This is a genomic window from Gemmata algarum (assembly GCF_034097035.1).
In the GTDB taxonomy this organism is placed as follows: domain Bacteria; phylum Planctomycetota; class Planctomycetia; order Gemmatales; family Gemmataceae; genus Gemmata; species Gemmata algarum.
In genome coordinates, this window is the sequence record NZ_JAXBLV010000020.1 from 1 (window position 1) to 12,782 (window position 12,782).

A 12,782-nucleotide genomic window follows, 5' to 3' on the forward strand; every position below is an offset into this window, starting at 1 on the left:
GCGCCGTCGGCGATCGGTCCCATGTTCATCCACGTGGCCGGGTTGATGCTGTTACGGATGAACCGCACGCTGGCGTCGCCGAGGCACGCGTTCGCGCCGCCGGTGTGCCGGCTCCGGCTGTAGTAGACGATCGGGTTGGCCGAGTCGCTGGCCGCACACGGCAGCCCTTGCGTGGGCTGGTTGTTACAGTAGGTGGCAAAGGAAATCCGGTCCGGGGTCGCGGTGTTCGGCGGCTGGAACGTGCTGAACCCGGCCGCCTCACCGTACCAGGTGAGCCCGCGGAAATCCTTCCCCTGGCTCTGGAGCACCTCGCCGAACATTACCGTGTTTGTGAGTCCGTCGCTCACGTCGGTCAGCCGGGTACCGTTCATACTGCGGGTCGCGGCTCCGTTTGAGATGATCATGCCGTAGGCCGTGGCGTCGAACATGCCGGCCGCAGGCGTGTACCCGGCGGGAGAGGGCATCACCGCCCCCAGAAACCCGACCGTGCTCCGGTTCCCCGCGCACGCGGCGTAGTTGTTGGTGGTGATGTTGCTGTACGGGGTGTTGTCGTTGTCTCCCGGGCACGTCAGCACGGAGAACCGGCGGGTGGTCACGTTGGTCGTGTTCGGAGCGCCGCTGAACCGGGGCGGGGTGCCGGGGACGCCCGGGGCCGGGTAGTTCGAGTTGATCGCGTCGTTACCGCCCCAGTTCTGGTACAGCTTGAACGCGTTTTCCAGCTCGACGAAAGGCATGATTGTAACGACCCAGGTGCCCCAGCAGCACCCGTTCCCGAGCATCGTCGGCAGTTTGCCGTTGCCGCCGTTATCGTGGTAGTTGTGGCACGCGAGCCCGAGCTGTTTGAGGTTGTTTTGGCACCGGATCCGGGCTGCGGCCTCGCGCACTTTCTGGACGGCCGGCAGCAGCAGCCCGATCAGGATCGCAATGATCGCGATCACCACCAACAGCTCGATGAGCGTAAAACCCCGACGCTTCATGAATCACACCTCTAATAAATGAGCGAAAGCGGTGGACGGTGCCGCACGTTATTTGAGGTCGAAACTGATCTCGTTGCCGGCCTCGGCTTTGATCTCGGCCGAGAGTTCGGTGTGCGTATTGTATTTGGCCGGAAGGTATTCTTTGGCCGGGTTCGAATAATCGCCGGGTCCCTCGTCAGCCGGGCGCACCGGCGCCTTCGGGTCCGGCGAGCAAACGGTCACCTGATACTGACCGGCGGGGAGGCCCGAAACCGCGGGAATGTCGTAGCGGCCCTCGGCGACAGTACCGACCGCACTGTGTGCCCGGTCGGGCGAGCGGAACGTGATCGTACCGGCCTTGAGCGGTTCGCCCTTGTACTTAACGGTGCCCGTGACGCCGTACTTCTTCGGCTCGGACGAGCCGCAGCCCGAAAACAGGAAGCACACCAGTGTGAGAACGGCCGCGCCACGCAAGAGCTGGACTCGGTGCGTAAGTGTAAACACTACAAGCATCGCGTTAGCAGCGGACGTTGGTTGTCCCGCACCCGGGGCATAGCGGTGCGGGGTTGTGAGCGATAGAAAAAGGTAGCTCGCTCCTTAAACGCAACGCAAGCGCGAAACGGGCGAAAGCATGCACATTTCGTGCGGCCTCACTTCTTCGCCGGCGCGTCGGCCGTCAGCACGGTCCACGGGTGCGGTTCGAGCGCGACGATCTCCGGATGGTCCCGCAGTTGCTCCGGCGTGGGCTTCCACACCTTCCCGGTCGGGGGGCCGTAGAGGGCGTGGGTGGAGAGCTTCGCGGCCAGCGCCGCCGTCGTGTACTTCGCGTCCAGCGCCGTGTCCTGCGCGAGCACCTCGTTGGTGAACGCCTTCTTGGCGAACGCGGCGTCGATCTTGCCGGCGTGCGCCTTGTACAGCGCCAGCCACTCCTTATCGCGGTCGTCGGGCTCCCACTCCGAGCCGGCCGGCCGGTCGGCCTCGTCCGCGGGGAGGGCCTCGCGGCGAACCGCCCGGTCCTTCGCGTTGTTGCACCCCCAGTAGAACCCCTTCGTGCCCCCGAACCACTGGTCCTTGGAGCTGCGCCACAGCTTCTGGGCCTTCGTGCCCAACTCGAACATCGCGATCTCGTTGGTCTTCAGGTCGCCGACGAGCCACTCGTTCGCGTACAGCCCGTTGTTCTTCTCGGACAGCGCCTTCACCACCGCGTCGATGCCCTCGGCGTACTGGATCGCCTTCCGGGTGCGGCTCGCGAGCGGCACCCCACCGGCGTCGAACGGGGTCTGGTCGATGGTCGTCTCGCACAGCAGCACGCCGGCGTCGTTGATGTAATAGTCCTGGCTCGACCACACCCCGCCCGGGAACGCCTGCATCACGAACCGGCGGCCCTTGTGCGGTGCCACGTCGATCCAGTAGTTGACGAACGGCCCGGCGGTGAGCCCGGCCATCGTGATGTGCCCGAACACGATCTTCCCGTCGGCGGTCGCCGGGCCGGTCGCGATGAACGCGGAGCAGTGGTCCACCTTTTTGGGACGCGGGGCCGGCGCGCGCGGCCGCCCGGGGCGGGGGAACGTCTTCCCCTCCAGCCCGGTCGGCATGGTGTGGAGCGCGGACTCGAGGCTGGCCAGTTCCATCTGCACGTTGAGCACCGCGACATCGAGCAGGTCGATGTCGCGCCCCTCGTAGCTGGCGCCCGCGTCGGTGGCCCCGTCCGCGATGCCCTTCATCTCCTCGAGCAGCTCGGGATCGATCTTGCGGAGGAACGCGGCGTTCGTGACCAGCCGGGCGGCCTTCCACCCGTCGGCGGGCGCCTTCGGGCTGCACTCGGTCGCAAGCATCCGGACGTACGCCGCGATCTCCTTCGCGAGCAGCCGCCCGTGCTGGTACCCGCGGGGGTACGGCTCGCCCTCGATGTGCAGCACCACCCAGCCGTCCTGCGTGTACCGGTAGGCCGGGCCGTAGCGGTTCGGGTCGGCGGCGGGTGCCGGCGCCGGATCGGCCGCGGCGGGCTGGACCGGTGCGGGCGGTGCGGTCAGCACCAGGGGGGCGAAACCGAGCGGCAAAACGAGTGCGAGCCAGCGCATAAGCGATCGGCCTCAGCGGATCGGGACAGACGACGGTTCGGGGCGTTCAGCATCGCACACCGGCGCGGCATTGGGAACGGCAATTGCCGCACATGATCGGCGTGGAAGCGCCCGGCCCGGGGTATGATGGGTTGAGCGCCCGTAGGTGAGTTCACAACGGAGGACGTGCAATGCGTCAAACGCTGTTCGTCGCGCTGGTGAGCGCCGCGGTGGCGGCCCCAGGGCCGGCTCAAGAGCGGCAACCGCCGCCGGTGCGCCCGGCCGTGAGGCTGGCCCAGTTGGAGGAAGAGGCCGAGGTGATGGAGGCCGAGCGGGACGTGAAGAAGGCCCACATCAAGGCGGCCGAGGTCGGGGTGAAGGCGGCGGAACTCGGGGTGGTGCGGCTCAAGAAAGCGCTGGACGGCGGGGCTCTGGCCGTCGAGGAGTTCGATCGGGCGAAACTGGAAGTCGAGGCGGCCCGGGCGCAACTGGAGGTCCGCGTGGCAGAGCTCAAGGCATTCGACGTGCGGCTGAAGTTCGCCCGGAAGCGCCTGGAGGACGCGACAAATGCCAGCCAGCCGCCGAACCCGCGGCCCCCGGCCGACAAGGCCCCGAACTGATGTGGGCGCGGGCGGCACCGTCGGCACAGTTGGCACCAACTCCCCAAAGTTCCCCCGCCTGCATCAGCAAGCGGGGGGCGCGTCGCTACCGCACTCGCGGTCACTCGTTCCCGGCTGCGGGTGTGATCCGGATCGACAGCGGTTCCACCCAGTGCTTGTAGTCCGCGTCGTAGTAGAGGTACCCGCGGCTCGCCGGCCCGCGGTACGTTCCGGGCACGTCGCACACCAAATCGATGCTCAACTCGACCTTCTGCTCGGGGGCCAGCTCGCGCCAGTATAGCACCAGCTCGCGCGAGCCCTTCAGCTCGAAGTACGCGACGGCGCCCTTCTCGCGCAGGTCCGTGAGCTGCTTCAGGTCGGTGGGCACCTTCATCCCGGCCGGGATGCCGATCACCGCCGTGGTCATCCCCTGGCCTTGCTTCTGGCGGTTCTCCAGGGTGACCGCGAGCGGCACCGTGTCGCCCTCGGCCGCTTCCTCCCTCGCGAGTTTGGTCGCGATGCGCACCGCGCACCGCTCCGCGCTCAAGGGCGTCAGGGTGGTGTAGGTGTAACTCAGGGCGAACGGGTACGGCTGTTTCGCGTCCGTGGCGATCGCGATCTCGTTCCGCCCCCCGAGCTTGAAGACGGTTTCGGGGTTCGGCACGTCCAGCCCGATCACGTCCACGTCGTTCGGGGTGAACGTGCGGGTCGCGGCCACCGTGCCGTCTACCAGCAGGCGCAGCTCCCCGGCCTCGGCCGGGTGCTTGTTCTTCTGGGCGTGTAGCGCCAGCGCCTTCAGCGCCATGATGGTCGACTGCGTGGACCCGAACCCGCCGTAGCCGCCGCGCTGCTGCGCGATCCACTTGATCGACTCTTTCGCGGCAGTCGCGTAGCTCGGGTCGTTCGCCCGGAGCCAGCCCAGGAGCGCCAGCGCGGTCGTTTCGATCTGGAGGTCGCGCCCGCCGGACCGCGTGATGCTCGTGACCCCGCCGGTCACCGCCCCGCCCTTCGCATGCTTCTCCTTGAGCCGGTCGAGCAGCTTGTGGCCCGTCTCGCGGTCGCCGCGGAGCAGCGCCACGTTGGCCGCCAGCGCCACCGTGTACGCATCCCTACCGGTCGCGGAACGTTCATCGAGAGCCGCGGCCTTCAGCGCCGCGATTTCGGTCCGGAGGTCGAGCTTCTCCTTATCCTCGGGGTCACTCTCGACCAGCGCCCAGACGATGTAGGCGTCGGTGGTGGGCTTGGGGGAGCCGCCGAACCCGTCGAGCGCGCGGGCGTTCCGCAGGAACCCGCCCTTCCCGTCCCGGCGCGACAGCAGGAACGCCTGTGTGCGTTTGATTAGTTCCGGGTCCACCGGGTGAACGCGGGCCATGTCCTTGAACTGCAGGAGCCCGTACGCGGTGAGCGCCTCGTGCTGGCGGTCGGCCTTCCCGAACCACTCGAACCCGTGCCGGACGCGGTTCGGGGTGTCCGGGCACTCGAAGGACGTGAGCCGGCCGTACCCCCGGTCGAGCAGCCCCCGCGCCCGCGTCGCGGCCTCGGGGTTGGCCTGGTTCGACTGGTTCAGGTAGTCGAGGATCAGCGCGTTCGGGTAGTTCGTGGTCGAGGTCTGCTCGAAGCACCCGTGGGGCTCGCGGAGCAACCCGTCGAGCCCCTTCACCAGATCGGACATCGACGTGGGGTACATTTCCAGGCGCACCTTGAGTGTCCCGGGCACCACGTCCTTCGGGAGCATGACGCTACTGGTCGCGCGGCCCTTCTCGAGCATGTCGCTGAACGCGCCCACCCCCGGGAACCCGTCCGGCACCACGCGGACGGCCCGCCGGATGATGTGCTTGTCGGCGGCCGGGATGCTGGTGCCCTCGATCACGAGGCTCGCCGGACCGTCGCGCGTGTCGGCGTTCAGCTTCAGGAACTGGCGGCCCGATTTGAACGGGTCGAGGTTGATCGCGCCCTTCAGCGAGCCGTCCGTCTTGAAGCCCGTTGCGGCGGTCGCGAACGCCACGTTGCGGCGCACGGCGCTGTCGTTGGTGACGCGTACTGGCACGTCGATGGTGTCGGTGTGGGCGACCTCCAGCGGCAGCTTCGGGTCGAGGCTGAACGGCTTGCGGGCCTCGATGGTTTTCGTGATCGCGCCGACGCGGCCGTCGAGCGTGTGCCCGGCGACCAGCACCTGATAGCGGGCGATGTCGTCGGAGAGTTGGAACTCGACGCTGGCGGTGCCGCTCGCCGGCAGCACCAGCACGGGGTGCCAGTACACGGTTTCGGTGAAGTCCGCGCGCACTTCGCCGAGCGCCGGGTCGCGCTCGTGGGCGTACTCACGCACCACGGATGGCGCGACCGTCGGTGTGACCGGCCGTGCTGTCGACTGTGCCACCGGGTCGAGCACCGGCGCCTCTGGGAAACCATCTCGTACCGGTGGCCCGAGAGCCACCTTGCCACCCACGGGTCGCTGGGCAAGCGCGTGGGCGAGCCATTCCTTTTCGGACGACGGCTTGACTCCTACCTGTGAGGGCGTCCGTTGGTTGCGGTCGAGTACGAGGCCGCGACCGGGCGGGAAGAAGGCGGCGGCTGGAGCGGGTAAGTTCGGAACGCCCGCCGGTATCGGCTTCTGAGGCGCGGGCGTGCCGCCCGTCTGGTCGATCCACTTTCGTGGCCCCTGCGGACCAATTCCCGGAGCGGGAGCAGGCGCCGCCTGCGCGGCTTCCATTACCGCCCCGGCGTTCGCCCCTGGAGACCGCGACTGCCGGGAGAACGATCCGCCGCGACCCGCACCCGGTGGCGCGATCGAGCTTCCCACGAACTCAAACGTGGGGGCGGACTTCTTGCCCATCGTGACGTAACCGGACATCAGCGCGATCGCTCCAAGTACCACAAGACCGGCCGTTACCAGTACCGCGCTGGAGCGACGGGCTCCCCCGGTTACCGCCACGAGGCCCTTGAACGCCAGGAACGCCAGCGTCAGTACGAGCACGACCGTGAGCACCGGCACGGCCGCGTCGCGCGCCGTATCGAAACGCTCGCTGTACTCGTTGAGTTCACTCGTCGCGACGGACTTCTCGATCTGCGCCGCGGAAACGGCCGCGTCGGCGGCGGTGACGGCTTCGTTCCCCTGGGCGCTCAGGGCGTTGAACTCGGCTTCCACCGCCGCGGTCGTCAGCCGCACCTGTTCGACACGGGGCGCGAACTCGGCGGCGATCCGCTGCTCTTCGAGCTTGAACAGCTCCAGCGGCGCCGTCGGCCGCTGGCCGTGGGCCACCAGCATCTGGTCCACGTCGGCGTGGTCCTCGGCCTGCGGCGGGGCCACGTCCTGCTCCGCGAACCGGCGCCAGCCCTGGGTCCCGAGCAGCAGGTCAAGCGCGACCGCCGCCTTCGGGTGGTCGGTGAGCAGGAAGTCCGCGTGCTCGAGTTCTGCCGAGTTGCGCACCTCGCCCGAAAGGAGGAAGTGCGTCGATTGGAGCCGGTCGTGCTTGTTGTCGGCCATCGTGATGACACTGCGGTTCACCACGCCGACCAGCAGCACCGCGGGCGCGGGTTGGCCCTTCTCGTTCCGGGCGGACAGGTCGAGTTTCACCTTACCGCCGGGGGTGTACCGGTCGCGGTCGGGTTTGGCGTCCAGAACGAGGTGTTCGCCGGACCCGCGGAACACGAGCCGTTCCGCCCGCGGAACTAGCGCCGTGCGCCCCGGGGCGTCGCCGCTCAGTTCCTCGAACACCGTCACGCGGGTCACGCCGCCGGCCGCCTCGTCGCCCTTCAGTGAAACGTCGAGCGGCGCGTTCGCCTCCAACTCGACCTTCTGGTGCGCGATGAGGTTGCCGCGGGCGTACGCGCCGATGTGGAGCGTCTTCGGGCCGCGGGCGCTGTGGAGCCGCACGCGCACCGCGCCGCCTCGGGGCGTCGCCGCGTCGAGCGCGGTCAGGGCGACGCCGTCGGGCTTGGCCGCCGGCAGCGGGAACCCGTTCGGGGTGGGTGGGGTGATGCCGAGGGGCGACGAAACCTTCAGGAAGTACTTCACGCCGCGCTTGGGCGTCAGCACGAACGCGCCGTGCCCGCGGTTCACGCCGGGATTTTCGGCGTCCGTAAGGGTGCTCACTTCGGCGATCGTGTTCGTGCCGTCGGTGATCGTGCCTTTCAGATCCGCCGGCTTCCCCTCCGAGCCTCGCGCCCGGTCGCCCGGCTTCCCGGCCGCTCCGGGCGTGCGCACCATGAAGTAGACGCGCCCGGGGACGTTTTCGACCATCTCCCCGCCTTCGGGGAGGAACTCGACCTTCAGGTTCTTCGTGACGAGCGGGATCGGCCGCACGATCGCTTCGGCGTCGCTGCCGTCCACCACGTTCACGCTCAGGGTGGCGTTGGGAACGGCGCCGGGCGCGACCTTCTCGAACACGTCCGCGGGCAGCTTGAACCGCACGTCCAGGTAGGTCTTCCCTTCAGCGGTGGTGAACCGCGCGTTCGGCTGCTCGTGGAACGGCTTGTCGCCGGACGCGGCGACCACGTTCGCGCGGGCGTCCTTCATCGGGCCGCCGGCGGTGCGCGAGACCTCGATCCGCGCCTGCACGACATCGCCGGGGCCGTAGCTCTTGCCGTCGAACTCCAGCTTCTTCTCGAACACGTCGGGCACGTACCGGTTCACGATGAACGTGCGCGTCTCCAGCAGCGCCTCCTTCTGCGTGCCGCTCTCGACCTCGTACAGGTCGAGCTTGTACTCGCCGCCCGGTGCGTCGGGCGAGAGCGCGTGCTCGCCCACCCCGAGCCCGCGAAGCGGCTGGTCATCGGAACCGGTAACAGGCTTCAGGTCGCGCAGCACGCGGCCGTTGCCCGTTGCGAGCGGCGTGACGGTGTCCGCCGGGTCGCGGAGCTTGAACGCGAGGTGCTGCTCGTGGGCCGGCGGCTTCAGGGTGGACCGGTCGAGCGTGAGCGACCGGAACCGCACCACCTCGCCCGGCTTGTAGAGCGGCTTGTCGGTGACCAGGTGCGTAACGTACACCGGGCGCGCCAGCGACAGCCGCTCGGCGAGCACACTCTTGCGGTCGTCGTTCGTGTGGGCGACGACTTCGAGGAACAGGTCGGTGCCCGGCTTCACCCGCTCCCAGAACGCGACCGGGAGTTCGAGGTTCATGGCCCCGACCGGCTTGTCGTCCGTCTTCCGCAGCAGTTCGCCGCCGCGGGCGTCCTTGACGATCAGGTCGAGCCGCCGCGGCCGGCCGACGGCGCCGTTGCGCAGCGTCTCAACGGTCCACTTGTTGGGCGCGCCGGGCTGAACGTGGGTCGGGCCGGAGAGGCGGACGACGAACTCTTTCTCCTCAATGGCTCTGCGGGCGTCGTCCCGCGCCTTGGTGTACTCCTGGGCGAGTTCGGCCTCTCGCGCGAGGGCGGCGGCGAGCGGCCTCCGCTGCTCCTCGCGTGTGGCGGCCTGCTCGGCCCGGAGCCGGGCGAGTTCGGCGCGGCGTTCCGCGATCTTTTCTTCGGCCCGGGCGACCTCGCGCGCCCGGGCGGCGTAGCCGTACACCTGCGAGCCGATCAGCACGCCCACCGTGCCGACGACCGCCACCCACGCGATCGCTTTCCACGACGGCACCCGGCTCGCCTTCTCGGCCGTCGCGGGCACGGCCTTCGGCTCGACGACGGCAGGCGCGGCCGGCGGTTCGGGCAGGCCGGCGAAGTGCCCGATCAGGTCCGCCTGGAAGCTCATGAAGCGGATGTAATGCGCCTCGGCTTCGGGGTGCATCAGAACCAGCTCTTCGAGCCGCTGCGTTTGCTCGGGGGTGATCGTCTCTTCGCAGAGCGCGTCGAGCAGCGGTTGCAGCTCGGTGAGGATTTCGGACGCGGGTGTCATGCGTGGCCCTCCTGCGCGAGCGAGTTCTGGACGCACCGGAACAGGTTCTCGCGGACCTTCGCCAGCGCCTTGTAAACGGCGTCCACCGAGCGGCCCAGTTGCTCGGAGGCGGACTGCGTGGTGGCCCCGTCCGCGAACCGGTGCGCGAGCAGGTCGCGGTCGGGCGGGGGGAGCTTCTCGATGCAGCGGGTGAGCGCCGCGCGGCGCTCCTCGAGTTGCAACTCGTCGGCCTGCGCGGCGGCGGTCTCGGCGAGCCGCTTCACGAAGATGGCGCTGAGCCGGGCCTGCGCGCGGGTCGATTTCTTGTGGAAGTCGAGCACCTTGTGGTACGCGACCTTGCGCGCCCAGGCGATGAACTCGGTGGGGGGCGCGTCCGCGTCGAACTTGTCCCACATGGTGAGGCTGGTCTCCTGGAGCACGTCGTCCGCGTCGGCGCGGTGCGGCAGCAGGGTGAGCACGTAGGCGTAGAGCCGGCGCTCGTTCTGGAGGAACAGTCGCAAGAACAGCTTGTGCTTGTCCTGTGCGGGGCGGGGCGTGCCGTCCGAGGGAGCGGCGGGCGCGTCAGGCCCCGCGTCGGCGTTCACGGTCATGTCGAACACCTGCGCGTGGAAAGAGGTGACCGGCCGCACGCGGGCCGGGGCGAGAAGAGCCGCCCCCCGCGCGGCACAAAGCAGGCGGGGGAGCGGTTCTTTGCTACTTAGTTGACGCCGCGGGCGCGGATTGGAAGGGAAAAATCGGGGCGCGTCATTCGCCGCCGGCCCAGTGGCACCGGTCGTTGTTGCGGATGTCTTTGCGCATGACCGGGCCGCCCATCGTGGTGGTGAGTACAGCTCCTTACCCGGCCGACTCGGTCGTCGCCACCAGCAAGGGCTAATTGCACTTTTCTGCCGACCCCTTGTAGATGCGCGCTCCTTTGGGTGCTGCCCCTTTTGTAACAACCTCGTCGCTTGCCAAAGGCAACTTGATATAAGGGCCGCCCGCTGACGCGCCCGGGGCCACGTTGCTGCGAGGGTTCAGTGGGCGGCACAACGGGATACACGTCATGACCGACTTCACGAACTGGTCGCCCTTCGAGTTCGAACCGGAAACCTCTGGGGCGGCGGTATACGAGTTCCGCATCGTGGTGGGCGGCAACCCGCTGACGCTCGGGCGAATGCTCAGCAGCGACCCGAGCGGCGTCCTAGTGATCGGCTGCACCGGGAACATGTACCGGCGGTGGTGCCAGTCGCAGACGGCGCGCTCGAAGTGCTACGGCAGTTCCACTCTCAACCTGCTGTACTACTTGGAGCACTACTCGCCGTTGCCGGAACGGCACCCAACCGCCGTGTACGAGTACAGGTACGCCGTTGCCGAGTCGCCGGTGCAGGCGAAGGTGTGGGAGGAGCGGCTGCTGAAGCGGTACTTCCGCACCTTCGGTGAGTTGCCGCCGCTAAACAGCACGCTCCCGAAGCGGTACGGCAACTACGAAGACCCGGACTTTGGTACAGGGACCGGCTGACGCGAACCAGGAAAACGAACCCCGAGGCGAGACGCGTTACCCCGATTGCAGCGGCCTGCGGCGCCGGGCTACTGCAATCGGAGTAACGCCGCTAGAGTTGCCCTACCACGCTCCGTACTCAGAATAAAAGCTACTCGCCGAGGGACAGTGGTATCGTCACTTCCGGTACTTTTCGGTGCAAACAGGTACCTCTAGTGCTTTACAGCACCAGAGGTGGTAGTAAATTAGTATACACCCCATCACTGAACCGGGTAGGCGACCATGAAACGGCCAGCCCAACATACCCTGTTCGACTTTTTAACTGACACCGAGATCACGTCCGAGAAGCTCGCTTCGTTAGCTGTGGCCCTTGGCGCGCGTACCGTGGCCGGGTGGTCGGACGCTGAACAACGGCTGACACGTTTACTCGTGCCCGTCGAAGACTGGCTGGTCGAAGAGTCGATCCAGAAGATCAAGGCCGGAGAAGACCCACTCGGGGAATACTTCTGTCGTCTCCGCTCGGCCGAGGAGCGGAGAGACCAAGGGGCCACCTACACGCCCTTTCGGATTGCGGACTGGATGATCGAGCGGGCCGCTGAAAGGTATGGCCCTCCAGCCCGGGTCGTGGACCCCGGGGTGGGTTCTGCACGGTTCCTCGGCCGCGCCGGGAAGATTTTCCCGAAGGCGCTCCTGGTCGGCGTCGAGATCGACCCGCTTCCCGCCCTTCTGGCTCGCGCGAGTTTAGCCACCCTCGGCTTGGGGAACCGGTCTCAGATCGTCTTGGCCGACTACCGAGACGCGCCCCTCGGTCGAGTCGATGGGAGGACGTTGTACATCGGCAACCCGCCGTACCTTCGGCACCACCAGATCACTCCCGCCTGGAAGCGCTGGCTGACTGAAGAGTCCAGGAAGCTCGGTCTGGACGCCAGCCAGTTGGCCGGGTTGCATGTCCATTTCTTCTTGTCCACCGCCCAGCGAGCTTCGCCCGGCGATGTCGGAGTGTTCATCACCGCAGCCGAGTGGCTCGACGTGAACTACGGGAAGCTCGTCCGCGACCTCTTCCTGGGGCCGCTTGGCGGGCAACGCATCGACGTGATCGAACCGACTGCCGAGCCTTTCCCGGACGCGGCTTCGACCGCTGCGATCACCTTTTTTGAAACGGGGGCGCAACCCGAGCAGGTAATCCTGCGCCGGGTCGCCACAATCGACGGGTTGGGGGACGTAAGTAAAGAAAGAGTGGTGCGGCGTGAGAGGTTGGAGGCAGAGTCCCGATGGACGCATCTGACCCGTGCGGGGCAGAAAGGTCCAAAGGGGTACGTCGAACTTGGCGAACTCTGTCGGGTTCATCGCGGCCAAGTCACCGGCGCGAACAAGTTTTGGATCGCCGGTGAGCACAGCCGGGACTTGCCCGCCAATGTGTTCTACCCGACTGTCACCAAGGCCAGGGAGTTGATCAGGGCCGGGAAGGTGCTGGAGGACGCGGCGGTCCTGCGCCGCGTGATCGACTTGCCCTCCGATCTCGACGTATTCGATGCGGAGGAGCGTAAAGCGGTTAACCGGTTCTTGACCAATGCGAAGAAACTCCAGGTCCACGAAGGTTACGTCGCAGCCAACCGCCGGGCGTGGTGGTCAGTCCGACTGCGAGAACCGGCTCCCATCCTGGCGACGTACATGGCCCGTCGGCCCCCGGCGTTCGTGCGCAACCGGGCCGACGCGAGGCACATCAACATTGCCCACGGCCTCTACCCCCGTGAGGACTTCGGGGAGAGCGTGCTCTCCAACTTAGTTGACTACCTCTCCACGTCAGTGCGGGTGGCCGAGGGGCGGACTTATGCCGGGGGCTTGACAAAGTTC

8 protein-coding genes are annotated in these 12,782 nt (G+C 67.6%); 3 read left to right on the forward strand and 5 right to left on the reverse strand.

The genetic code is table 11. The features are described 5' to 3' along the window. The 3 genes from R5W23_RS03745 to R5W23_RS03755 form a co-directional block, all read right to left on the reverse strand. Positions 1 to 977, reverse strand: a 977-nt coding sequence (locus tag R5W23_RS03745) for a DUF1559 family PulG-like putative transporter (RefSeq protein WP_320685173.1), incomplete at its 3' end; no start/stop codon positions are given. A gap of 48 nt (positions 978 to 1,025) precedes the next feature. Continuing rightward, positions 1,026 to 1,430 carry a carboxypeptidase-like regulatory domain-containing protein gene (locus R5W23_RS03750; RefSeq protein ID WP_320685174.1) on the reverse strand — a complete coding sequence of 135 codons (405 nt, stop codon included), beginning with the start codon at positions 1,428 to 1,430 and terminating at the stop codon, positions 1,026 to 1,028. Positions 1,431 to 1,606: 176 nt separating this feature from the next. After that, complete coding sequence (locus R5W23_RS03755) at positions 1,607 to 3,037, reverse strand: C45 family autoproteolytic acyltransferase/hydolase (RefSeq protein WP_320685175.1); 1,431 nt, start codon at positions 3,035 to 3,037, stop codon at positions 1,607 to 1,609. Between the two features lie 170 nt (positions 3,038 to 3,207). Here R5W23_RS03755 and R5W23_RS03760 point away from each other — a divergent pair, with 170 nt between their 5' ends. Continuing rightward, positions 3,208 to 3,636, forward strand: coding sequence for an efflux RND transporter periplasmic adaptor subunit (locus R5W23_RS03760; protein WP_320685176.1), 429 nt, complete (start codon positions 3,208 to 3,210; stop codon positions 3,634 to 3,636). Between the two features lie 100 nt (positions 3,637 to 3,736). Here R5W23_RS03760 and R5W23_RS03765 read toward each other — a convergent pair whose 3' ends face one another. Both R5W23_RS03765 and R5W23_RS03770 read right to left on the reverse strand, forming a co-directional pair. Then, positions 3,737 to 9,451 carry an alpha-2-macroglobulin family protein gene (locus R5W23_RS03765; protein ID WP_320685177.1) on the reverse strand — a complete coding sequence of 1,905 codons (5,715 nt, stop codon included), beginning with the start codon at positions 9,449 to 9,451 and terminating at the stop codon, positions 3,737 to 3,739. Beyond that, a complete protein-coding gene (locus tag R5W23_RS03770; protein WP_320685178.1) occupies positions 9,448 to 10,041 on the reverse strand; it encodes a sigma-70 family RNA polymerase sigma factor in 594 nt (197 codons plus the stop codon). Before R5W23_RS03770 ends, R5W23_RS03765 begins: the two co-directional genes overlap by 4 nt. A gap of 452 nt (positions 10,042 to 10,493) precedes the next feature. On the opposite strand from R5W23_RS03770, the gene R5W23_RS03775 reads away from it, so the two are divergent. Both R5W23_RS03775 and R5W23_RS03780 read left to right on the forward strand, forming a co-directional pair. After that, positions 10,494 to 10,949 (forward strand): hypothetical protein, encoded by a 456-nt coding sequence (locus R5W23_RS03775; RefSeq protein ID WP_320685179.1) that lies wholly within the window; start codon positions 10,494 to 10,496, stop codon positions 10,947 to 10,949. Positions 10,950 to 11,210: 261 nt separating this feature from the next. Continuing rightward, the coding region (locus tag R5W23_RS03780) for an N-6 DNA methylase (protein ID WP_320685180.1) at positions 11,211 to 12,782 on the forward strand (1,572 nt) is incomplete at its 3' end.

Coding starts and splice junctions, on each gene's coding strand:
- R5W23_RS03755 (WP_320685175.1), bottom strand. CDS start 3,037: ATGCGCTGGCTCGCACTCGTTTTGCCGCTCGGTTTCGCCCCCCTGGTG.
- R5W23_RS03760 (WP_320685176.1), top strand. CDS start 3,208: ATGCGTCAAACGCTGTTCGTCGCGCTGGTGAGCGCCGCGGTGGCGGCC.
- R5W23_RS03765 (WP_320685177.1), bottom strand. CDS start 9,451: ATGACACCCGCGTCCGAAATCCTCACCGAGCTGCAACCGCTGCTCGAC.
- R5W23_RS03770 (WP_320685178.1), bottom strand. CDS start 10,041: ATGACCGTGAACGCCGACGCGGGGCCTGACGCGCCCGCCGCTCCCTCG.
- R5W23_RS03775 (WP_320685179.1), top strand. CDS start 10,494: ATGACCGACTTCACGAACTGGTCGCCCTTCGAGTTCGAACCGGAAACC.